General features: G+C 64.5%; 19 protein-coding genes. 8 read left to right on the top strand and 11 right to left on the bottom strand.

Features of this window, described 5'->3' with window-relative positions; genetic code table 11:
* Positions 1–105: 105 nt before the first annotated feature.
* On the bottom strand, positions 106–1,857 hold the full coding sequence (locus tag AC0L2H_RS06380) for an extracellular solute-binding protein (RefSeq protein WP_473589404.1): 1,752 nt from the start codon (positions 1,855–1,857) through the stop codon (positions 106–108).
* 478 nt (positions 1,858–2,335) lie between these two features.
* On the opposite strand from AC0L2H_RS06380, the gene AC0L2H_RS06375 reads away from it, so the two are divergent.
* From AC0L2H_RS06375 to AC0L2H_RS06350, 6 genes are read left to right on the top strand one after another with little or no spacing between them, the layout of a single operon-like run.
* Complete coding sequence (locus AC0L2H_RS06375; protein ID WP_473589403.1) at positions 2,336–3,364, top strand: thiamine pyrophosphate-dependent dehydrogenase E1 component subunit alpha; 1,029 nt, start codon at positions 2,336–2,338, stop codon at positions 3,362–3,364.
* Positions 3,352–4,341: an alpha-ketoacid dehydrogenase subunit beta gene (locus AC0L2H_RS06370; protein WP_473589402.1), complete on the top strand. Its 990-nt coding sequence runs from the start codon at positions 3,352–3,354 to the stop codon at positions 4,339–4,341. Before AC0L2H_RS06375 ends, AC0L2H_RS06370 begins: the two co-directional genes overlap by 13 nt.
* Positions 4,338–5,681 carry a dihydrolipoamide acetyltransferase family protein gene (locus AC0L2H_RS06365; protein WP_473589401.1) on the top strand — a complete coding sequence of 448 codons (1,344 nt, stop codon included), beginning with the start codon at positions 4,338–4,340 and terminating at the stop codon, positions 5,679–5,681. Before AC0L2H_RS06370 ends, AC0L2H_RS06365 begins: the two co-directional genes overlap by 4 nt.
* 38 nt (positions 5,682–5,719) lie before the next feature.
* On the top strand, positions 5,720–6,973 hold the full coding sequence (locus AC0L2H_RS06360) for a M24 family metallopeptidase (RefSeq protein ID WP_097574640.1): 1,254 nt from the start codon (positions 5,720–5,722) through the stop codon (positions 6,971–6,973).
* 20 nt (positions 6,974–6,993) lie between these two features.
* Complete coding sequence (locus AC0L2H_RS06355; RefSeq protein WP_473589400.1) at positions 6,994–8,178, top strand: CobW family GTP-binding protein; 1,185 nt, start codon at positions 6,994–6,996, stop codon at positions 8,176–8,178.
* A gap of 51 nt (positions 8,179–8,229) precedes the next feature.
* A complete protein-coding gene (locus tag AC0L2H_RS06350) occupies positions 8,230–9,117 on the top strand; it encodes an NAD(P)-dependent oxidoreductase (protein WP_473589399.1) in 888 nt (295 codons plus the stop codon).
* 13 nt (positions 9,118–9,130) lie between these two features.
* On the opposite strand, the gene AC0L2H_RS06345 is transcribed toward AC0L2H_RS06350, so the two are convergent.
* The 6 genes from AC0L2H_RS06345 to AC0L2H_RS06320 all read right to left on the bottom strand — a co-directional run bounded on the left by AC0L2H_RS06345 (position 9,131) and on the right by AC0L2H_RS06320 (position 15,597).
* Positions 9,131–9,934, bottom strand: coding sequence for an SDR family NAD(P)-dependent oxidoreductase (locus AC0L2H_RS06345; protein ID WP_473589398.1), 804 nt, complete (start codon positions 9,932–9,934; stop codon positions 9,131–9,133).
* 74 nt (positions 9,935–10,008) lie between these two features.
* On the bottom strand, positions 10,009–11,025 hold the full coding sequence (locus AC0L2H_RS06340) for an ABC transporter permease (RefSeq protein ID WP_473589397.1): 1,017 nt from the start codon (positions 11,023–11,025) through the stop codon (positions 10,009–10,011).
* Between the two features lies 1 nt (position 11,026).
* Complete coding sequence (locus AC0L2H_RS06335) at positions 11,027–12,535, bottom strand: sugar ABC transporter ATP-binding protein (RefSeq protein ID WP_473589396.1); 1,509 nt, start codon at positions 12,533–12,535, stop codon at positions 11,027–11,029.
* An 83-nt stretch (positions 12,536–12,618) separates the two neighbouring features.
* Complete coding sequence (locus tag AC0L2H_RS06330; RefSeq protein ID WP_473589395.1) at positions 12,619–13,662, bottom strand: sugar ABC transporter substrate-binding protein; 1,044 nt, start codon at positions 13,660–13,662, stop codon at positions 12,619–12,621.
* A gap of 232 nt (positions 13,663–13,894) precedes the next feature.
* Positions 13,895–14,695, bottom strand: coding sequence for an SDR family NAD(P)-dependent oxidoreductase (locus tag AC0L2H_RS06325; RefSeq protein ID WP_473589394.1), 801 nt, complete (start codon positions 14,693–14,695; stop codon positions 13,895–13,897).
* 29 nt (positions 14,696–14,724) lie between these two features.
* The gene (locus AC0L2H_RS06320; RefSeq protein WP_473589393.1) at positions 14,725–15,597 is read right to left on the bottom strand and encodes a sugar phosphate isomerase/epimerase family protein; all 873 of its coding nucleotides are present in this window, start codon (positions 15,595–15,597) and stop codon (positions 14,725–14,727) included.
* A gap of 283 nt (positions 15,598–15,880) precedes the next feature.
* Here AC0L2H_RS06320 and AC0L2H_RS06315 point away from each other — a divergent pair, with 283 nt between their 5' ends.
* Positions 15,881–16,951 carry an SDR family oxidoreductase gene (locus AC0L2H_RS06315; RefSeq protein ID WP_473589392.1) on the top strand — a complete coding sequence of 357 codons (1,071 nt, stop codon included), beginning with the start codon at positions 15,881–15,883 and terminating at the stop codon, positions 16,949–16,951.
* A gap of 122 nt (positions 16,952–17,073) precedes the next feature.
* Positions 17,074–17,592 (top strand): GNAT family N-acetyltransferase, encoded by a 519-nt coding sequence (locus AC0L2H_RS06310; RefSeq protein WP_473589391.1) that lies wholly within the window; start codon positions 17,074–17,076, stop codon positions 17,590–17,592.
* Here AC0L2H_RS06310 and nagA read toward each other — a convergent pair.
* The 4 genes from nagA to AC0L2H_RS06290 are packed head-to-tail and all read right to left on the bottom strand — an operon-like array spanning position 17,589 to position 21,458.
* A complete protein-coding gene (nagA, locus tag AC0L2H_RS06305; protein ID WP_473589390.1) occupies positions 17,589–18,773 on the bottom strand; it encodes an N-acetylglucosamine-6-phosphate deacetylase in 1,185 nt (394 codons plus the stop codon). The genes AC0L2H_RS06310 and nagA overlap by 4 nt on opposite strands.
* Complete coding sequence (locus AC0L2H_RS06300) at positions 18,770–19,801, bottom strand: SIS domain-containing protein (protein ID WP_473589389.1); 1,032 nt, start codon at positions 19,799–19,801, stop codon at positions 18,770–18,772. Before AC0L2H_RS06300 ends, nagA begins: the two co-directional genes overlap by 4 nt.
* Complete coding sequence (locus AC0L2H_RS06295) at positions 19,798–20,580, bottom strand: GntR family transcriptional regulator (RefSeq protein WP_473589388.1); 783 nt, start codon at positions 20,578–20,580, stop codon at positions 19,798–19,800. The genes AC0L2H_RS06300 and AC0L2H_RS06295 overlap by 4 nt, the downstream gene beginning before the upstream one ends.
* A complete protein-coding gene (locus AC0L2H_RS06290) occupies positions 20,577–21,458 on the bottom strand; it encodes a glucosamine kinase nucleotide-binding domain-containing protein (protein WP_473589387.1) in 882 nt (293 codons plus the stop codon). Before AC0L2H_RS06290 ends, AC0L2H_RS06295 begins: the two co-directional genes overlap by 4 nt.
* Positions 21,459–21,653: the final 195 nt, after the last annotated feature.

The raw sequence follows: 21,653 nt of genomic DNA, 5'->3' as shown, positions 1-21,653 counted from the left end.
GCGTCTAACAGGAGAGTTGCAGTTCTGATGTTCGGATCAAACTGCAAAATTTATCATTTTGAGACTTTGACCGGAGCGCTCGGCACCCGGTCCCGACGCCGGCGCTCAATAGTGGCCCGCCGCCCGCATCACTTTGTCGATGCCGTTCTGGCAGCGTTCGAGCGCCTCGCGATCGGTGAGTTCGCCATTGAGCGCGGCGAAGATCTCGTCCCCGATGATCTTCTCGATGAGCGTATATTCGGGGATCGGCGGCCGGTGCCAGCCATGCAGCTTGTTCTGCTTGGCCAGCCTGTCGACCATGCGCACGATCGGCGTCGTCGCTGCCGCCTCTGGATCGGCGGTGACGCTGAAGCGGGGCGCCACCGGTATGCCGTTCTTGACATGCTCCTTCATCGCGGCGGGCGACGCCATCCAGGATATCGCCTCGAAGGCAAGCTTGGTGCGTTCCGGCGGCAGGCCGGCGGGGATGGTCAGCAGGAAGCCGCCGACCGGACCGACGACGGCTCCGCCCGGCCCATGCGGATGCGGCAGGTATTCGACCTTGCGCTTGACCACCGAGCGGATGTCGTACTCGAAACGCGAGGCCCGCATCGTCCAGCAATAGATCATCGCCGACTGGCCGAGCATGAAGCAGTCGAGCGCCCGGTTCCAGTCCATGACCAGTATGTCCGGCGGCGAGAAGGCCAGCAGGCGGCGCATGTAGTCGAGCGTCTTCAGGCCTTGCTCGGTGTTGACGCGGGGCCGGTACATCTCGCCGGCCATGTGGCTGTAGTCGAAGGCGACGCGCGCCATCGGCACGTTGATGACAGGCGTGCCGCAGGCGCCCATGAAAAACATGAAGGAATGGGCGATCGGCATGCCGCGCGCCGCGTTCCAGACGATGCCGTGCATGCCGCGCTTGGGATTGTGTAGCTGGCGCGCCGCGTCCAGAACCTTCTCGAAGCTCGTCGGCATGTGCAAATCGTGGCCCTCGAACAGGTCCTTGCGCACCGCCAGCGTCTCGATGGTGCAGTAGATCGGCACGCCATACTGCACCGTGTCCCAGTTTCCGGTCGCCCAGATGTTGGGATGGAAGTCGAGCGAATTGATGCCACTGTCGACCAGGAAACTGTTCAGCGGCTGCACCAGCCCGTGTTTGACGACCTCGCCCAGCCACGGGATGTTGACGGCCATGACATCGTATTCACTGGCCGGGCGGCGCGCATTCTTGAAGATCTCCTTGTGCAGCTCCGGCAAAGCCAGCAGGCGGAAATTGCGCCGCGAGGACAATTTGCTGCGGAAGTCCGACCACATGTTGCGCATCGACGAGAAGTAGTTGTCGTCATGCAGCAAGAAACGCAGGTCCTGGCTCGGCGCCTGGCGGTTCTCCATCAGCTTGAGCGGCGGAATGATCTGGTCGGCTAGATAGGAGCCGCCGAAATAATACTCCTCCGCATTGGCGCTGCCGCCGCCGAGCCCGAAGGTCTCGGCGAGCAGCGCCTTCACCCGGATGGCGTAGGCGACGAAGTTGGACTTGAGCTTTCTGCTGGGAACCAGGAAATACGACTTTCCCGTCACGCTGCGGCTCAGCTGTTCGACATCGCCGTCGTCGATCAGCTTGTGGATGCGCCGCATGGCGCTCGGAAACGGGATCTGGGAAACCGACGCCAGCGACGACATAGTGACGGTGTCGCCGCGCAGATGGCTCTTCATGAGATAGAGGACGATGTTCCACACCGGATCGGGGATCGCGGCGTTCAGCTTCTCATCATAGGGCACGCGGATGCGCTCGAGGAAATTGATGATGCGAAGCAACTCGTAATCGGTCATTCGATCGGTTACCGGCCCTTCGTGCAGCTCTTCCACCAAACCTAACACCGGATCCTCCCATCGGCAAAAGCGATGCGCGGCGCGAGCGTACCGTCAAACGGCCTGAACCCGCATTCGCATCGCGCTTTTTCGCGGCTCGTTTCCCTTTCGCAATGCGCCGAAACGCCGGCACGTCAACAATGGCCCTGGCACCCAGGAAATCCTCGCCGGGCAAAGCCGCGCAAGGCGCTTTCCACGGCGCCGGGCAGTTCCAATATCGTTCTCATGGAGCAATTGTTGCGACGGATCACCCGGCCGATGCCGGAGGCCGACGCCTGCTCCTCCCAGTCCAGATGCTAGCACCGCGGCCCGACACTGCCCACACGCATTTTCTCAAAATGAGAATCCTTTGGGGCTGAATGCGGGCCCGGAGACGGGCATGCATTCAAGCCAGGTGTAACCAAGAGATTGTTCAATATGAGAATAATGCCCCATGCCCGGTCCGAACGATTTTGGCATGGTCTGGCATCTAGGGTGGAACCATAACATGCGAGAGAAACAGAAAGGGTCCCGCGCCGCGGGCCTGCCAAACGACGATATCGGCCCCGATATCCGTCTCGAGCTCTATCGGCTCCAGGTCGAGATCCGCGACTGCGAAAAGAGAGCCAACGACCTCTTTTTCCAGAACCTGATCAAGGGCACGAGCCATCTCTCGCTTGGTCAGGAAGGGATTGCGGCTGGCGTCGCGGTGGCGATGCAGCCGGGCGATAAATCCTTCTGCACCTATCGCGGCCACGCGCACACGCTGGCGCGTGGCGTGCCGATGGAGAAGGTGCTTGGCGAGCTGATGCTGCGCGACAATGGCTTGATGCGCGGCAAGGGCGGCTCGATGCACCTCACCTCCGTCGAACATGGCGTCATGGGTTCCTATGCCATCATCGGCGCGCATCTGCCGATCGCCTGCGGATCGGCCTGGCGGGCGCAATATCTCGGCCAGACGGACGTTTCCGTCTGCTTCTTCGGCGACGGCACGACCAATATCGGCGCCTTCCACGAGGCGCTGAACTTCGCCGCCATCTGGAAGCTGCCGGTCGTCTTCATCTGCGAGAACAACCTCTACATGGAATACACGCCGATCGCCGACGTGACGGCGGTCGAGCATCCGGCTGCCGACAGGGCCTCGGCTTACGGTCTGGAGCGGATCGTCATCGACGGCAACGATGCCGATATCGTCTACCGCACCGCGCAGACCGCCTTCGCCAAGGCGCGCAAGGGCGACGGCCCCTCGCTGATTGAATGCATGACCTACCGGCATTCCGGCCATTCGCGCGCCGACCCGGCCAAGTATCGTCCGGAGGGCGAGCTCGAGAAATGGCTCGAGCGCGACCCGATCAAGATCTACCGCGAGCGCCTGAAGGAATTCGGCATCTCCGACGCGCAGGTCGCCGCGATCGACGCCGAGAGCAAGCGCAAGGTCGATGCCGCCACCGAGGTCTGCAAGGCCTCGCCGCCGGCGCCTGTCGAACTGCTCACCACCGATGTTTATGCCGACGGAGGTTGGTCATGGCGGAATTGACCTATCGCGACGCGGTGGCCCGCGGCATTGCCCAGGAGATGGAGCGCGACAACAACGTCGTCTTACTCGGCGAGGACGTCGCCAAGGCCGGTGGCGTGTTCAAGTCGACGGTCGGGCTTTATGAGAAGTTCGGGCCGCTCAGGGTGCGCGACACGCCGATCTCCGAACAGGCGATCCTCGGTGCCGCGATGGGCGCGGCGATGACCGGCTTGCGGCCGATCGCCGAGATCATGTTCGCCGACTTCGCCGCGGTCTGCTTCGACTACATCGCCAACGAGTTCCCCAAGCTGCGCTACATGACCAACGGCCAGCTCGGCTGCCCGCTGGTGGTGCGCACCGGCAATGGCGGCGGCGCGCGCTTCGGCGCCCAGCATTCGCAATCGATCGAGAACTGGACGATGATGATCCCCGGCCTCAAGGTCGTGGCGCCGTCCTCGCCCATCGACGTCATCGGCTTGATGGCCGCGGCGGTTCGCGACGACAATCCGGTCATCTTCCACGAGCACAAGTCGCTCTACGCCGTGAAGGGCGAGGTGCCCGACGGCGAGATCCTCGACACGCTCGGCACCGCCAGGATCCTGCGTCCCGGCAAGGACGCCACCATCCTGGCGCTGGCGCTGATGGTGCCGCGCGCGCTGGCCGCGGCCGAGACGCTGGCCGCCGAGCACGGCATCGACTGCGAGGTCATCGACGTGCGCTCGCTGGTGCCGCTCGACACCAACACCATCCTGAATTCGGTCGCCAGGACCGGGCACCTGTTCACCGTCGAGGAGAATCCGCGCCTGTGCGGCTGGGGCGCCGAGATCGCCTCGATCGTCGCCGACGAGGCGTTCTGGGATCTGGACGGCCCGATCGTGCGCATCACCACGCCGCATATCCCGCTGCCGGCCGCCGATCATCTCGAGGACCTGGCGCTGCCCAATGCGCCGCGCATCGTCGAGAAGATTAGCCGGGTCATGAACGGATCGGTGCGATGAGCGCGGACGTCCTCATGCCCCAGCTCGGCGAGACAGTCGCCGAAGGCAAGATCCTCGCCTGGTTCAAGCAGGAGGGCGACGAGGTCAAGGAGGGCGACAACCTCTTCGAGATCGAGACCGACAAGGTGACGATGGAGGTCCAGTCGACCGTTGCCGGGCGGCTCGGCGAGATCAGGGTGAAATCGGGCGAAATCGCCAAGGTCGGCGCCGTGGTCGCCGTCATCGGCGGCGCGGCGACACCTGCCGCGGCATCCGCGCCCGCCCAATTGGAATCCGCGAAACCGGCGCCTGCCAGTGCTCCCGCGGCTGCACCTGCTTCAGCACAGACTGCCTCGGTCAATGGGTCCGCGCCTGCCAAGCTCCGCTCGCCGTTTGAAGAAGTGTCGACGCCGGTCGAATCCTTCGGGCCGGCGAAGGGTCCGTCCGGCATCAGGGTGACGCCGCTGGCACGCCGGCTGATCGCGCAGAACGGCCTCGACACCGAGGCGATCGCCCGCAGCGTTGTCGCTTCCGGCGCCACCAAGATCGGCGAGAAGGATGTCCGCGCCGCGCTTGCCGCGCCACGATCCCAGCTGCAAGGCTCGGCTGCCCCATCGCCGGCAGCGCCTCAAGCCGCCAGACCGGCAATGCCGGGCAGCGTTGTGACACTGAACACCATCCGCAAGCGCACCGGCGAGCGGCTGGCCGAGAACTGGCGCACCATCCCGCATGTCTTCCAGGCGATCGAAGTCGATTTCACCGGCGTTGAAGCGGTGCGTTCGAAGCGCAAGGAAAAGTTCAAGAGCGATTTCGGCCTGTCTCTGACCTATCTGCCCTTCATCGCCCGCGCCACCTGCCTGGCGCTGCGCGATTTTCCCGAGGTCAACGCCCAGTTCGACGGCGGCACGCTGGTGCTGGCATCGGAGATCAATCTCGGCATTGCCGTCGACCTCTCGCACAACGGGCTGGTCGTGCCGGTGGTCCGCAACGCCGACGACTTGACGCTGCTCGGTCTGGCGCGTGCCATCGGCCGCCAGGTCGACAAGGCGCGCACCGGCAAGCTGACCGCCGACGATTTTTCCGGCGGCACCTATTCGATCTCGAACAATGGCGCGTTCGGTACGGCCTTCACGGCGGCGATCATCAATGCACCGCAGGTCGCCATATTGTCGACCGATGCAATCCGCCTGCGCGCGAGTGTGGTGGAGACGCCGCAAGGGGCGTTCGTCGCGCCCAGGCTGACCGGCATGGTCGGCCAGAGTTTCGACCACCGTGCCTTCGACGGCGCCTATTCGGCGGCTTTCCTGTCGCGGCTGAAGGCCGTGCTCGAAGAGCGCGATTGGGGCGCGGAATTTGGATAACGAGACCCATCCGAGGTGATGGCGGAGGAGCATGATCAATGAAATACAACAGTCCCTATTCCACGGCCGCATGGGGCCAGATGGCGAAGGATTGGGAGCAGGGCGTCGATTACAGCCGGCTTTCGAAAGAGCGCCTTGCCCGCGCCCAGCGCGCGATACGCCATGCCGGCCTTGGCGCCGTGCTGTGCTTCAACTTCGACAATATCCGCTACGTCACCGCCACCCATATCGGCGAGTGGGCGCGCGACAAGTTCATCCGCTACGCGCTTTGTCCGGTGGAGGGTTCGCCCTTCCTGTGGGATCCGGCGCCGCCGGCCAAGCGTATCTCCTCGCCCTGGATCGCCGACAATGTCGCGGCGCCCGTTACCACCATGCAGGGCGCCATCCCGCCGCATATGAATGTGCAGCGTGACTTCGCCAGGCAGATCAAGAAAGCGCTGGTCCATTACGGCATCGAGAAGGAGCCGCTCGGCATCGACCTGATGGAGCTCGGCATGCTGCGGGCGCTCGAAGCCGAAGGCATCGAGGTGGTCGACGGCCAGCAGGCCCTGCTCGACGCCCGCGAGATCAAGACCGGCGACGAGATCGAACTGCTCAAGGTGGCGGCATCGATGGTCGACGCGACCTATGTCGATATCGCCCGCGCCATTCGTCCCGGCACCAGGGAGAACGAGCTCGTCGCCATCGCCAACGACCGGCTGTTCCGCATGGGATCGGAACGGGTCGAATGCGTGAACTCGGTTTCCGGCTCGCGCGGGCGGCCGCATTCGCACACCTTCTCCGACCGCATGATCCAGCCCGGCGACATGATCTTCCTGGACATCATGCATTCCTACAATGGCTATCGCACCTGCTACTATCGCACCTTCATCTGCGGCGAGCCGAACAAGCACCAAGTCGACGCCTACGAGGCGGCATCCAAATGGCTCAGCGCCTCGATAGACATGATCCGTCCGGGCATCACGCCTGACGAGGTCGCGGCGGTCTGGCCCGATGCACAGGATTTCGGCTATCGTGACGAGGCGGAAGCCTTCCTATTGCAATATGGCCACGGGGTCGGCCTGTCGCTGTGGGAACGACCGATCTTCTCCAAGCGTTTCCGTGGCCAGAACACGCCGCTGCGCGAAGGCATGGTCTTCGCGCTGGAGACGTGGAAGGGTGCCGAGGACGGCACCGGCGCTGCCCGGATCGAGGAAGAGGTGGTCGTCACCAAGGACGGCTGCGAGATCATCACCAACTTCCCGTCCGACCGGCTGATTTCCTGCGGCCTGCCCGGCTGCGAAGTGTTTTGAGGTAACGATTGGGGCGTGAGATGAGGACCGAGCCGAAAACTCCCGCCGCGCGCGGCTCGGGCCGCATTCCGGTCACGCTCGTCACCGGCTTTCTCGGCAGCGGCAAGACGACGCTGATCAATGCCGCCCTGCGGGCGCCGCAGATGGCGCGCACGGTGGTGGTGGTCAACGAGTTCGGCGAGGTCGGCCTCGATCACCAGCTCTTCGCCTCGAGCAGCGATTCCGTCGTCGTGCTGGAGAATGGCTGCCTCTGCTGTACGGTGCGCAGCGATCTGGTTGGTACGCTCAACTCGCTGTTCCACGACCGCGAGGCCGGTCGTATCCCACCTTTCGAGAATGTCGTCATCGAGAGTTCGGGCCTCGCCGAGCCGGGTGCCGTGCTGCAGGCGTTCCTGTCGGAGCCGACGCTCGACGGGCTCTACCGCGTCGCCTCCGTCGTCACGCTGGTCGATGCCGTCAACTGGCGCGACACGTCCGAGCGGCACGATGAAGCGCTGCGCCAGGTCGCCTTCGCCGACCAGATCCTGCTGACCAAGCTCGACCTCGCCAAGCGGGCCAACGCCGAGGCCCTGGTGCGCCGCGACATCGCCGACCTCAATCCCGGCGCCGAGATTGGCATCGTCGACTGGACGCCGGGACCGATCGCCGCGATGCTGACCGCTCCCGGCTTCGATGCCGCCGACGCCAAGGCCGACCCGAGGCCATGGCTGCGGCTCGCCGACCACGAGCACGATCACGACAAGCACGATCACGATGGACATGATCATGCGCATCATGATCACGACCACGCCGGCGATCACGATCACCACGAGCCGCACTATCATCTGCGCGGCAAGGGCATAGAGAGCTTCGTTCTGCTGCGCGAAAATCCCTTGTCGCGCGACGAGCTCCAGTTCCTGCTCGACGGCATCAGCCAGAATCTCGGACCGAGCCTGCTGCGCGTGAAGGGGCTGGTCAACATCGCCGAGGAGCCGGGACAGCCGGCGGTCATCCAGGGCGCCCAGCATCTGCTGCACACCATGACCTGGCTCGAAAAATGGCCCGACGACGACAGGCGCACGCGCATCGTCTTCATCACCCAGGGCATCGCCGGCGAGGAATTGCGCGAGATGATCGACCTTCTCGACCGTGTCAGCCAGCGCACGTTCAAGGCCCGCGAGCGCGGCAGCCGCTTGCGCCAGTCTTCGCCCGGTGGAAGGAATTAGAGCCGGCACACGAAGACGGCACGGCGGGGCGAAAAATAGCGAGGAACAGCCATGAGAATCGGGTGGATCGGCCTTGGCAAGATGGGCCTGCCCATGTCGCAGCGCCTGCACGAGGCGGGCCATACGATTACCGCCTATGCCCGCAACGATGCCGGCCGCAAGCGCGCCACGGATAATCGCTATCAGCCGGTATCGACGATGAGTGCACTTGCCGAGAATGCGGATATCGTCTTCACCGCGATTTCCGACGACGCGGCGCTGCTCGAAATCGCCGTCGGCGACGACGCGCTGGCGGCGCAGCTGCGCGCGGGACAGAGCTGGATCGACACCAGCACCGTTTCGCCATCGGCGTCGAACCTGGTGGCAAAGCGGCTGGAAGCCCGCAACGCCTCCTATCTGCGCGCGCCGATCTCCGGCTCCACCGCGCTTGCCGCGGCCGGCACGCTGACGACGATGGTCTCGGGACCGCGCGCCGATTTCGAGCGCCTGCAGCCGCTGCTTGAGGCCTACACGCGCAAGCAGTTCTATCTCGGCGACGGCGAGCAGTCGCGTTACATGAAGCTCGCCGTCAACGCCATGGTCGGCGCGACGGCAGCCCTCCTGGCCGAGTCGCTCGCCTTCAGCGGCAAGGGCGGCATCGAGCTCGAAGCGGCGATGGAGGTCTTCTGCGACAGCGCAGTCGCCTCGCCGCTCATCCAGTACAAGCGCGCCATGATCGTCGAAGGCAAATACGAGCCGGCCTTCGCGGTGTCACAGATGATGAAGGACCTCGACATCCTGCTCGATGTCGGTCGAGGGAACCACGCGCCGCAACCGCTCGCCGCGCAGATCCGCCAGCAATTCGAAAGCGCCTACCTGCACGGCCATGGCGAACGCGACCTGTTCGTGCTGGTCAAGGAGATGGCGGAATTGGCCGGCATAGGGAAAGATCCTGCTTGAAGCCAGACAATCATCAATCGATCGATGCCCCTTCCGCCCCAGTCCGGAAATCGAAGCTGGTCGACAGGCCGCCATCGGCCATCAGATCGGCGCCGATGAAGGCGCCTGACTGGTCGGACAAGAGATAGGCGACCGACAGCGCGATCTGCTTCGGGTCGAGGATGCTGCCACCAGGCTGGCGGTTGGCGCGCGTCGCCAGGAATTTCTGGCTGTCGGCGGCCGATTCCAGATGGCGCTTGAACAGGCCGGCCATCATCGGGCCGGGGCTGAGCACATTGACACGGATCCCCTGGCGGGCGTGGTCCATGGCGACGGTGCGGGCGAGTGCCCGGGCGGCGGCCTTGGAGGCCGAATAGGCGGCGAGTTGCTGTTCGGCAAAGGTCGCCGAGACGCTGCCGACGACGACGATCGGCCCGCCGTCATTCTCGATCATGCGCGGCAGCAGCGCCTTGATCGCCATCGCCGTGCCGACGACATTGACGTCCAGCGTGCGCGCCAGCATCTCCTTGCTCGTCTCGATGATGGTGCCGACATCGAGGATCGCAGCGGCCGTGACAAGGCCGAGCGATGTGGTGCCGGATTTCTCGAGCTCCGCCTCCACTGCTTGCCAGGTCGCCTCGTCGGAAACACTGCCCGCCACATGCCTGTAGTCGGCCTCGCCGGCAAGGTCGGCGACAGCCGCCGCCCGGTCGACCCCGATCGTGGCGACGCCGGCGTCGAGCAGCAATCGGCAAAGTTCATAGCCGAGCCCTGATGCCGCGCCGGTGACGACGACCGTCTGCGGCAGAGTGATGGCGAGGGTGGGTCTGGAGGTCATCGAAACTGTTCCTTGTTGAAAGACGGTGTCGCCGACGGCGCCGTCTGCCGTGCCGGCAGGCGAACACCGAGGTGTCAGGCGCGCGGCGTCTCGCCGCTGAGCCGGGTGATGACGAGCGCGAGCAGGATGATGGCGCCGTAGCAGGCGTCGATCCAGAAGGCCGCCACTTGCGAGAGCGTCAGCACATTCTGCAGCAGGCCGAGCAGGAGCACGCCGGTCAGCGCGCCGATGATCCGGCCCTGGCCGCCATTGAGGCTGATGCCGCCGATCACCGATGCGGCAAAGACGTAGAAGATCATGTTCTGCCCCTGGCTCGACACCACCGAGGCGATACGGCCGGTCAGCAGCAGACCGGCAAGCGAGGCGAGCAGGCTTCCCATGATGAAGACGCCGAGCGTGATGCGCTCGACCGGAATGCCGGCGACGCGCGCCGCTTCCGGATTGCCGCCGATGGCATAGACGGCGCGGCCGATGCGATGATAGCGCATCATCATTCCGAAGAAGAGGAACAGCAGCCCGGCGATCCAGATCGAGGCGGGGATTTCAAGCCATTTCGCATTGCCGAGATAGAGGAATTCCTCAGGCAGGTCGAACAGCGTCTGGCCGTTGGTGATGCCAAGCGTGATACCGCGCAGCAGGATCAGCATCGCCAACGTCGTGATGAAGGCATTGAGCCGGAGCTTGACCACCAGCAGCCCGTTGATCAGCCCGATCAGCAGGCCGGTGGCGAGCACGACAGCAATGCCGGCATAGCCGCTGATGCCGATGCCGGAGCCGCCGATCGAAACGTCGGAGATCATCAGCCAGGCGGCGAACATCGGCGCGATGCCGACGGTCGATTCCAGCGAGAGGTCGAATTTCCCGCAGATCAGGATCAGCGACTGCGCGATCACCAGGATCGACAGTTCGGAGGATTGCTGCAGGATGTTGAGCAGGTTCTCCGGCATGAGGAAGGATGAACTGACAAAGCTGCCGATCACGATGACAACGGCGATGACCGGGATCAGCACCAGTTCGCGCAGCCTGAAGCGGGCAAACAGGCTCTGGCTCGGGCGAACGATGGCGGCCTTTTCGAGGGAAGCGTTCGTCATCTCAGTACAGTCCTTCGATTGCCGCGACGACGTCCTGGTCATTCCATCCCCTGGCGAAGCTGCGCGTCAGCCGCCCGCGGAAGATCACTTCGACCCGGTCGCAGATCGCCAGTTCGTCGAGGTCGTCCGACACGACGAGAACCGCCATGCCGCGATCCCTGGCGGCGTTGATGATGCGGTAGAGCGCGTCCTTCGAGGCGATGTCGACGCCTTGCGTCGGCGCCGCCAGCACCAGCACCTTCGGGTCCGAGGCGAGCGCGCGGCCGACCATGGCCTTCTGCTGGTTGCCGCCGGAGAGCTCACCGATCGGCTGCGAGCCGGAGGTCGCGACGATGCCGAGTTCGGCGATCTGCCGGTCGACCATGTCGGACTGCCGGCTGGTCGAGACGAAACCGAACGGCCCGAGCTTCGGCAGCACGGTCGTCGTCAGATTGTCGCCGATCGACATCAGCGGGAACAGGCCGCTGACATGCCGGTCGCGCGCGACATAGCCGACGCCGGCCGCGCGCATTGCCCCGACATCGCCGAGCGGCGTCTTTCTGCCATGGATGGCGATCGTGCCGGCATCCGGAGCGAGCAGGCCGGCGACGGCCTCGGCGATCTTGTCCTTGCCCGAACCGGCGAGCCCTGCCAGTCCGACGCATTCGCCGCAACGGACGCTGAGGTTGATGTCCTCAAGGCTATCCTTCATCGTGAGTCCGCCGATGTCGAGGCCGGGCGCCATCTGCGCCTTGTTGGCTGCACCACTGCCGTTTCGGCCTGCGCCCGATGCCGCGAAATCGCCGACCATGGCGGCGACCAGCCGGTTCTTGGGCAGGTCGTCCAGCTTGGCGTCGGCAACGACCCGGCCGTCGCGCATCACCGTCACCGTGCGGCAGATCTCGTAGATCTCCTCCAGGTGGTGCGAGATGTAGAGGAAGGTGACGCCTTGCTCCTGCAGTCCGCGGATGCGTTCGAACAGGCGATTGACCTCGCGCCGCTCTAGCTCGGCGGTCGGCTCATCAAGGATGATGAAACGACTTCCCTGCAACAGCGCGCGCGCGATTTCGACGATCTGGCGCTGTTCGACGGTCAGCCGCCAGGCATCGAGATCGGGCGCGACGTCGAGGCCCCAATCGTCGAGCACGGCGATGGATTCCTCGCGCAGCCGGCGCCAGTCGAGCAACCCCAGACCGTTGCGCGGCTGGTTGTTCAGGAAAAGGTTTTCCGCCACCGTGAGGTGCGGAATGACCATCCAGCGCTGGTAGACGCACGCCACCCGCTCGCGCCAACCCTGCCGGTCGCCGAGCCCAGGCGCAGGTTTGCCGCCGAGCCGGATTTCACCGGCATTGGCGCCATAGAGGCCGGTCAGCAGCCCGACCAGCGTCGATTTGCCGGCGCCGTTGCGGCCGACCAAGGCGCGCGCGTCGCCGACCGGGATCGAAATCCCGACATCGTGCAGCACTTCTATCGGACCGAAGCGCTTGTTGATGCCGTGCGCTTCGGCTGCATAGGTTTCGACGGCGCTCATCGGTCGGTTCCGGGCATTCCTGGGTCAGTCAGAAACGATCGCTGCGCGGACTTTCGCTCCACGCTATGTCCGCGCATTGCAAATCATTTTTCCGTCTGGTTGCCCCACAGCGACGGATCGCTGGCATTGGCCTTGGTGACGACGGTCGCCGGCAGATAGTCCATCAGATTGTCGCCGACCGGCACGATCTCGCTGTTATGGTCCGTTGGGCCGGCGGCGAAGGTCTTTCCCTCCGCAGCCGCCTTGGCATAGAAGGCGCCATATTTGGCATAGAGGTCGAGCGGCTGCGCGACCGCCACGTCGAGCAGGTCCTCGCGGATCTTCTCCAGCGCGTAGGGCGTGCCGTCGACGGTTGCCAGGAAGATGTGGTTCGGCTCGCCGACCTTCGTCAGCTTGCCGGCGCTCTTCAAGACATTGAGCACGCCGGCGAGCATCACCGAGTCGCTCTGCATGTAGATCGCGACGAGATCGGGCGTCGTGGTGACCACGGTCTGCGCCGCCGACGTCGCCTTGTCGGTCTTCCAGTATGTCGGCTGCTCGATGATGGTCACATCGGGGTATTTCGCCTTCATGCATTCGTTGAAGCCGGTCGTGCGATCTCGGCCGTTGGTGGTCGCCTGGTCGCCCATAAGCGAAAGCACCTTGCCCTTGCCGCCGATGGCCGCACCAAGCGCCTCGCAGGCCTTGCCACCGATACCCTTGTTGTCGGCGCGCACGATCATCGCCGACTTGCCCTTGGCAGGCGCAATGTCGATCAGCACCGTCGGAACGTTCTTCGACGCCGCGAATTCCAGCACCGGCACGATGGCCTGGCTGTCGGTCGGATTGACGATCAGCACCTTGGCGCCGGCCGAGATCAGGTTGCGGATGTCGGTGGCCTGCTTGCCGGCATCGCCATTGGCGTTGGTTGCAGGCATCGCCTCCATCCCGGCATCCTTGACCGCCTTCAGCGTCTGGTTGGCCATGATCGCCTGGAACGGATCGGTCAGGAACGGTGCGGAATAGCCGAGCTTGATGCTTTCGGCATTGGCCGGCATCAGCATCGCCGCAAGAGTGATAGCGGCGCCTGAAACGATCATTGCAGCCACGCCAGAGCGGCGCGGTTTCGTCTTGAACACCCTTTGCATTTTCATTCCTCCCAATCGTCGGCGCCGACCTCTTCCCTCGGCGCCAATGTCAGGACAGTGTTCGCTGGCGTCCCCAGCGTTTCAACACGCAAGAATATCATTTTGATAGAATGGGGGGTCGGGCGCTTAGCGGGCCTTCATAAGCCGGCAAAGCGCGCGCCGGCTCAGCCGTTGCGCATGATCCCGGAAGCCGAAGGATCATGCGCAAATCTGGAAGCGCCGTGGCGGCGGATCAGATGATGCTGCGGATCGAGCCGCCGTCGACACCCCAGACGGCGGAGGTGACGAAGGAAGCTAGGTCGGAGGCCAGGAAGACCACGACATTGGCGACCTCTTCCGGCTCGCCGAGACGCCCGAGCGGCAGTTGCCGCAAGCTCATCTCGTGTTCCACGGCCTGCTTCGGCGGCATATTGTGGAACTTGCCCATTGTTTCGGCGAAGCCGCCCGGCTTCGACCAGAACGGCGTCCAGATCGGCCCTGGCGCAACCGCATTGACGCGGATCTTCGGCGCTTCGGCTCGCGCCAGGCCTTTGGTCAGCGCCAGCACGGCGGATTTGGACGCACTGTAGTCGACCGGTACCGGCTCCGGCTGGCGGGCGAGATCGGAGGCGTTGTTGATGATGACGCCGCCCTTCTGCCGCAGGATCGGCAGCGCCACGCGCGTCGCCCTGACATAGCTCATGAAGTTGAGCTGGAAGGTCTTGTCCCATTCCTCGTCGGTGAGCTGGTCGAAGGTTCGCACGGCGCCCGAACCGACATTGTTGACGAGAACGTCGAGCGAGCCGCCGAACGGCTTTAGCGCCTCGCCCATCGCACTGGTGACGCCGTCGCCGGTGCTGAGGTCGCCTATGCCGGCGCTGGCCTTGGCGCCGAGCGCCTTGATGTCGGCGATCACCGCATCGACCCCGGCGCGGTCGATGTCGATCAGCGCCACCTCTGCGCCTTCCCTGGCGAAGGCGAGCGCGGTGGCGCGGCCGATGCCGAGCGCCGCACCGGTGATCAGCACCGTTTTTCCAGCGAGATTGGTCTGCATTTTCTCTCTCCCGATCGTTTTTTGATTTATCAGCCGGCGACTTTTTCAGCCGGTTCGAACATCGCCATCGTCGTGTCGTAGGAGCGCTTCGCCTGCTCTTTGAGCGGCAGCAACCGGTGGGTCTCGCTGAGCACCTCGACCGAGAAGAAATCGTCGAAGCCGGTCGCCTGGACCGCCCTGATGAAGGCGCGAGGGTCGAGCGCGCCTTCGCCGCACAGCAGGCGATGATGGAGCGTGTCTTCCCACAGCGTGCCGTCGACCTCCGCCTTGGCGTCGTTGAGCTCGACCGATTTGAAATAGCTGGCTGGCAGTTCGCGAAGCTCGTCATAGTCCATGCCGCCGCGCGCCACGTGCCAGATGTCGATGCACAGCCCGCCATTGTCCTGGCCCGCCTGCCGCACCACTTCGCGCGCCGTCTTCAGGTCGCGTATGTTGGTAAAGGGCAGCATCTCGATGGCGACATTGGTGTTGGCCGCCCTGGCGTCCTCGCAGACCTCGGCAAAGGCCGCCGCATAGTGCGGAATGTCGATCGTCTCGGCATACATTTTCGGCGCGATCTTCAGGTCGCGCGCGCCAAGCACGGCCGCCGCCTCGAGCAGGTCGTGCTTGACCCTGTCGGAGGCGGCCTTCTTCTCGCCGGTTTCGAACCAGTCGCCGAGGAATTCGACCTCGACATGGACGATGCCGTTGTCGTCGAAGATCTGCTTGATGCCCTTGAGGCCGATCTTCACGGCATTCGCCATGATATCCTGATAGACCAGGCCCATGCCGGTATAGCCGGCGGCGGAAGCGGCCTCGGCCCGCTCGCGCAAGGAGAAGGGGCTGACTTCGCTCGGGCCCATCGGGTATCGGTCGCCGGAAATGGTCCAGTACGCCGCCAGCAGCTCCACCTTCTTGGCCATGCTATTTCCTCCTCAATGCTGTTGGGCAAAAGCCATTGCCTGCCGGATCGTCCAAAGCCGACCCGTTCCTCCAGTCGGGCATCTTCCGTTTGGCTTTTTGGGATGCAACAGGAAGAATTATCAAATCGAGCATTCCGCCGGCGCCTCGCAGCAGAGGTCGCCCCAAACTTTATCATTCTGAACAACACGACCGTTGCCGCTTTGGCGCGACGTTCTATCCTGCTGGCAACAAGCATAATGGCGGTTCTCGCGTCGCGCGGACCGGCCTCGGAGGAGACGACGCATGGCAAATCATACGGCATTGGTGGTTGGCGCGAGCGGCATCACCGGTGGCAATCTTGTCCGCGAACTGATCGGCCGTGGCTGGACGGTTTACGGCCTGTCACGCAACCCGGGTGGCGACGTGCCTGATATGCGGCCGGTTGCCGCCGATCTGCTCAACGCGGCCAGCGTCAAGGCAGCGCTGGCGGATGTCGCGCCGACGCATGTGTTCTTCACGACATGGTCGCGACGTTCGACCGAGGCGGAGAATATCGAGGTCAACGGCACCATGGTCAGGAATGTGCTGGATGCGCTGTCGCCGAAGAAATCCGTGCGCCATGTGGCGCTGGTCACCGGCCTGAAGCACTATCTCGGCCCGTTCGACGCCTATGTCTCGGGCGGTTTCCTGCCGGTGACGCCGCTGCGCGAGGAGCAGCCGAGGCTCGACCTGCCGAACTTTTACTATGCCCAGGAAGACGAGGTCTATGCCGCCGCCAGGCGCGACGGCTTCACCTGGTCGATCCACCGCCCGCACACCGTCATCGGCAAGGCCATCGGCAATGCGATGAACATGGGCAGCACGCTGGCCGTCTACGCCTCGATCTGCAAGGAAACCGGCCGCCCCTTCCGCTGGCCCGGCGCGGCCGGGCAGTGGAACGGCCTGTGCGACGTCACCGACGCCCGCATCCTGGCCAAGCACCTGGTCTGGGCGAGCACCACCGAGGCGGCGCGCAACGAAGCCTTCAATGTCGTCAATGGCGACTTCTTCCGCTGGAACTGGCTGTGGCCGCGCCTGGCGGCATGGTTCGGCGTCGAGCCGGCCGGCTTCGACGGTACTGTCCATCCGCTCGAAGCCGAAATGGCCGACGCGCCGGCGATCTGGAAAGGCATGGTGGCGAAGTACAAGCTCAAGGAGGCCGACCTCGACCGCCTGGCCTCGCCCTGGCACACCGATCTCGATCTTGGCCGCCCGATCGAGGTGATGACCGACATGACCAAGAGCCGCGAACTCGGCTTCACCGACTATCAGTCGACCGAGCGCTCCTTCCTCGATCTCTTTGCGCAGCTAAAGGCCGAACGGCTTATCCCCTGACCCGTGTTGCCCACCCGCTTGAGGTGTAAGGCAGACAGGCGCTTTTGATGGTGCTAGCGTGCCGACCATCGTAGGGAAAGCCTCACCGGTTTGTCTCTAAGCCTCATATCTTTTGGCGCGCGATGGTTGTCGTCACAAAGGCACGGACGCTTGCTGACTTCCATGAAGTCCACGCGCTGATCGCGGAGATGGGCCGATGGGACGTCGCACAATGCGATGCGCACGGTCTTCCGTCGGGCGACGTGATTTCCGCCTACTATTCCGATGATGCCGCGAGCCTGCTGGAAAAGTGTACGTCGCCGAACACAGGCATGTACCTGGCTAGGGTTGGCTCTGTCGGCTTGGGTTGCGCCGGTTACGTGAGTGATGGAGATGTTGCCGAGATCATCAAGCTCTTCGTGCGTCCGGAAGGACGGGGAGAAGGCGTGGGAGCCCGCCTCCTTGCAACCGCGCTCGATGCTATCGACCAGTCAAGGGTCGCAAAAGTGAAGCTGGTGACAGTTTCGTTCATGACGGATGCCATCACCCTTTACCGCAAGTTCGGCTTTCAGGAGTGCGAGCCATTCGAACAAGCACCCAAGGGACTGGAAGAGGCTACGCGGTACATGGAAAAGAGTCACCGGGTAGTCGACGTGCTTTAGGTGGGTTTTGAGTCGGATGGATCCGCCTCAAAGACCTTGTCGCCGCCAATCCAGACACCTTTGACCTCGAGATTGTCCGACAGCGCGACGATGTCGGCGGCGGTGCCGTTGGCGAAGCGCCCGAGCCGGTGCGCCTGGCCGATCGCCTCGGCCGGATAGAGCGAAGCCATGCGCAACGCTTCCGAAAGCTCCAGCCCGACGGCGCGGTGGACGTATCGCACGGCGGTGATCATGTCGAGATCGGCGCCGGCAAGCGTTCCGTCGGCCAGCCGCAGGCTGCCGTCCTTGCGGTAGATGGTGCGGCCGTTCAGCGTGAACGAGGTCATGTCGGTGCCGATCGTCGTCATGGCGTCGGTGACGAGGAAAATCCTGCCCGGCCCCTTCTTGGCGCGCAACGCGATCGCCATGGTAGCGGGATCGACATGGATGCCGTCGGCGATGATGCCGGCATAAAATGTGCCGACATCGATGGCAGCCCCCGCCAGCCCCGGCTCGCGATTGCCGATCTGGCTCATGGCGTTGAACAGATGCGTGGCCATCGTGGCGCCGGCCTCGGCAAAGGCGCGCGCCGTGGCATAGGAAGTGTCGGAATGGCCGAGGCTGACGACAAGGCCGGCCTCGGCCAGCGCTGAAACGCGGGCGGCTTCGACGGATTCGGGCGCGATCGTCGTAAGCAATACCGGCAGCTTCCGTCGCGTGGCGATCAGCGCCGCCTGGTCGGCATCCGTCATCGGCCGGATCAGCGCCGGGTCATGCGCGCCTTTGCGCGCGATCGACAGATGCGGTCCTTCGAGATGCAGGCCGAGAAACCCCGGCACTTTCCGCCGCGCCGCTTCGACCCCTGCGGCAACCGCCGCGGCGGTGATGTCGGGCGTATCGGTGATCAGCGTCGGCAGCAGCGCTGTCGTGCCGAAGGGCGCGTGCGCCCGGCAGATGGTTTCTAGGGTGGCGACATCGGGATGATCGTTGACCATGACGCCGCCGCCACCATTGACCTGCAGGTCGACGAACCCTGGCGCCAGAATGCCACCGTTAGTCTCGATGCGAGCAATACCGGATGGAATGGCTCCGGCCGGAAAGATGGCTTCGACCAGACCGTCGCGCACGATCAGGGCGGCGTCCTCGTGCCAGTCGTCGCCGTCGAAGATGCGGGCGCCAGTCAGGGCAAAACGGTCGCTCATACTGTTTCTGTTACCTTGCGCAGATTGGGTGGCATATCCGGGTCAAGGCCGCGATGGCGGGCAAAGGCCTCGACAAAGCCGTAGAAGGACACGATCAGTGTCAGCGGGTCGGTCAGTGGATGGCCGGTGGCGACATGCGGCAGGGGCAGGGCACGCTTCGCCTTGTCCGAGGTGACGAAGATGGCAGCGCCCTTGCCCGCCAAAGCGTCGGCGGCCTCGGCGACCGACGGCTCCGAAGCGTCGCGGGCGGCCAGCGCCAGCACTGGAAAGCCCGGCCCGACCAGCGCCAGCGGCCCATGCATGACTTCGGCGGCACTATAGGCCTCGGCATGCATGCCACAGGTCTCCTTGAACTTCAGCGCCGCTTCATAGGCAAACGCCGTGGAGGGCCCGCGGCCGAGGATGAAGAGCGATCTTGGCGTCTCCAACGCACCGGCCAGCGCCATCCAGTCACAGGCGATCGCCTTGCGGAAATGCTCAGGCAGGCGGGCAAGTGCGGCGAGAAGCTTGTCGTCGCCGGTACTGTGCGCCATCAAGGCGAGGCCGGCGACCGCCGAATTGACGAAGGTCTTGGTCGCCGCGACGCTGCGCTCCGGCCCCGCCAGGATATCGATGGCGTAATCCGAGGCTCGCGCCAGCGGCGAATCGGCGGTGTTGGTGATGGCCACGGTCAGCGCGCCGCCGTCTCTTGCCGCTTGCGCCATCGCCACGATGTCCGGGCTCTTGCCCGACTGCGAGATCGCGAGGCAGGCTGAGCCGGCTAACCTGAGTTTCGCTCCATAGATCGAGGCGATGGAAGGGCCAACCGAGGCGACGGCAAGGCCGGCGGTCAGCTCGACGGCATATTTCATGAAGGTGGCGGCATGGTCGGATGAGCCGCGTGCGACGGTAACGATGAAATGCGGGTCGCGCTCGCGAATGCCACGCCCGGCCTCGGTCAGCACGGCGCCCGAACCGTCGAGCAGGCGGGCTGTGGCCTCGGGGATCTCTTCGATCTCGCGCCGCATATGGGTTTTGGTTGCGCTCATGGCCTGCTCTCTTCTCCCGGCCCGCTCAGCCGGAGTTCGGCGACGAAATCATAGGCGTCGCCCCTGTAGATGGAGCGGGTGAACTCGATCACCTTGCCGCTCGCCAGATAGGAAATGCGTTCGATATGCAGGCCGGCAATGCCGGGCGGCACTTCCAGCAGGCGCGCGTCGTCGTCGCCGAGATTGGCGGCGGAGATGCGCTGCACCGCCCGCACCGGCCGGTTGCCGGTCATTTCCAGCGCCGCATAGAGGGAGGAGCCTATTCCCGCCGGATCGGGCAGCACGCTTGCCGACAAAGCGGCGCGTTCAATGGCCAGCGGCGTGTCGTTGGCGATGCGCAAGCGCGCCACGCGCGCCACCAGTTCGTTCGACGACAGGCCCAGCACCATCATCTCGTCGGGCGAGGGCGCATAGAGGCCGCGGTCGAGCCAGGCCGAACGGACAACCATGCCGCGACGAGCCATGTCCTCGGTGAAGGATGTCAGCCGCGACAGCGATTGCTCGACGCGCTCCATGCGCGGCGCCACGAAGGTGCCGGAGCCATGGCGCTGGACGAGGATGCCGCCCTTGACCAGGTCCTGCACCGCCTTGCGCACGGTGACGCGCGAAATATCGGCCTTGGTGGCGATGTCGCGCTCGGAAGGCAGCGCATCGCCTGGTCCGATCAGGCCGCGATTGACGGCGTCCTCGATGCTCTTCCTGAGCTGCAGATAGAGCGGCGCGCCGCTTTGCGAGGATTGCTTCAGCGTGGCGAAGATCTGGTCGGCGGCCTCGCTCATCGCGCCGCCTCCGCTGTCTTGGCGAAAATGCGGACAGCCATCTGCACCGCGCCGCCCAGCGCATCGTCGAGCGGCGGCTTCAGCAGCGCCTGGTAGCGCACTGACAGGCGCGGCGCGTAGAGTGGCGCCAGTCCGCCGAGCAGGCAAAGCGGAGCGTTGCCCGAGAGATCGAGCACACCGAGCGCTGCCTCGACATCGGCGACCGCCTTGTCAAGGATCCAGTTGGCGACGATGTCGCCTTTTTCGGCATGGTCGAAGACCTTGGGCGCGAAGCCGCCGAAATCGCCCGGCTTGGCATTGGTGGTGAACTCGACCACGTCTTCGGGATTGTTGCGGAAGATGGCGAGCATGGCCTCGGTCAGCGGCGATCCCTGGCGGATGCCGTCATAGGCGAGCAGCGTCTGTTCGAGCAGGTCGCGGCCGATGCGGGCGCCGCTGCCCTGGTCGCCGACCTGGAAGCCCCAGCCACCGACGGCGCGCGACCTGCCGTCCTTGCGCGCCATATAGGCGGTGCCGGTGCCGAGGATGGCCATGGCGCCATCGCCGGACCCGACGGCGCCTTCGAGCGCGATCTCGGCGTCTGTCTCGACGCGGCTGATGCTGAACGGCAGGATCGCTTCGAGCTGCTGCCTGTAGGTGCCGACATTGGCGCCGGCGAGGCCGAGAATGGCCGGCGTTTGCGGGATCAGCTCCGGATCCTCGCCGGCGGCGGCAAAAGCCTGCCTTGCCGCGTCGACGATGTTGGCCCTGGCGCCGGTGAGGTCGGTGCGGATGTTGGCCGCGCCACTCCTGGCGCGGCCGACGACGCTGCCGTCCGCTGTCGCAAGGGCCGCCCTGCAGCTGGTGCCGCCGCCATCGATGCCGAGCACGAAATTCACGCGATTTCTCCTCCGGGCGAATAATACCAATAAAATACCAATAGCCAAGAGTTAATTTCCGCTTCAAAAAGATTAAGGCGTATTTTATTGAAAAATCTGCATATTTCGTCGGCAAGCTAATTCCAAGACGTCGAATTCGTTAATGCGTGTGGACAAGTGGTATTTTTTTGGTATTGTTTTGTGGATTGGAGGGAA

The sequence above is a fragment of the Mesorhizobium sp. WSM4871 genome (assembly GCF_055811295.1).
This window is presented reverse-complemented; position numbering and strand designations above follow the sequence as displayed.

Bases quoted from the DNA above. Each gene is read 5' to 3' on its own strand.
- AC0L2H_RS06375 (WP_473589403.1), top strand. From the start codon at position 2,336: ATGCGAGAGAAACAGAAAGGGTCCCGCGCCGCGGGCCTGCCAAACGAC.
- AC0L2H_RS06370 (WP_473589402.1), top strand. From the start codon at position 3,352: ATGGCGGAATTGACCTATCGCGACGCGGTGGCCCGCGGCATTGCCCAG.
- AC0L2H_RS06365 (WP_473589401.1), top strand. From the start codon at position 4,338: ATGAGCGCGGACGTCCTCATGCCCCAGCTCGGCGAGACAGTCGCCGAA.
- AC0L2H_RS06360 (WP_097574640.1), top strand. From the start codon at position 5,720: ATGAAATACAACAGTCCCTATTCCACGGCCGCATGGGGCCAGATGGCG.
- AC0L2H_RS06355 (WP_473589400.1), top strand. From the start codon at position 6,994: ATGAGGACCGAGCCGAAAACTCCCGCCGCGCGCGGCTCGGGCCGCATT.
- AC0L2H_RS06350 (WP_473589399.1), top strand. From the start codon at position 8,230: ATGAGAATCGGGTGGATCGGCCTTGGCAAGATGGGCCTGCCCATGTCG.
- AC0L2H_RS06345 (WP_473589398.1), bottom strand. From the start codon at position 9,934: ATGACCTCCAGACCCACCCTCGCCATCACTCTGCCGCAGACGGTCGTC.
- AC0L2H_RS06340 (WP_473589397.1), bottom strand. From the start codon at position 11,025: ATGACGAACGCTTCCCTCGAAAAGGCCGCCATCGTTCGCCCGAGCCAG.
- AC0L2H_RS06335 (WP_473589396.1), bottom strand. From the start codon at position 12,535: ATGAGCGCCGTCGAAACCTATGCAGCCGAAGCGCACGGCATCAACAAG.
- AC0L2H_RS06330 (WP_473589395.1), bottom strand. From the start codon at position 13,662: ATGCAAAGGGTGTTCAAGACGAAACCGCGCCGCTCTGGCGTGGCTGCA.
- AC0L2H_RS06325 (WP_473589394.1), bottom strand. From the start codon at position 14,695: ATGCAGACCAATCTCGCTGGAAAAACGGTGCTGATCACCGGTGCGGCG.
- AC0L2H_RS06320 (WP_473589393.1), bottom strand. From the start codon at position 15,597: ATGGCCAAGAAGGTGGAGCTGCTGGCGGCGTACTGGACCATTTCCGGC.
- AC0L2H_RS06315 (WP_473589392.1), top strand. From the start codon at position 15,881: ATGGCAAATCATACGGCATTGGTGGTTGGCGCGAGCGGCATCACCGGT.
- AC0L2H_RS06310 (WP_473589391.1), top strand. From the start codon at position 17,074: ATGGTTGTCGTCACAAAGGCACGGACGCTTGCTGACTTCCATGAAGTC.
- nagA (WP_473589390.1), bottom strand. From the start codon at position 18,773: ATGAGCGACCGTTTTGCCCTGACTGGCGCCCGCATCTTCGACGGCGAC.
- AC0L2H_RS06300 (WP_473589389.1), bottom strand. From the start codon at position 19,801: ATGAGCGCAACCAAAACCCATATGCGGCGCGAGATCGAAGAGATCCCC.
- AC0L2H_RS06295 (WP_473589388.1), bottom strand. From the start codon at position 20,580: ATGAGCGAGGCCGCCGACCAGATCTTCGCCACGCTGAAGCAATCCTCG.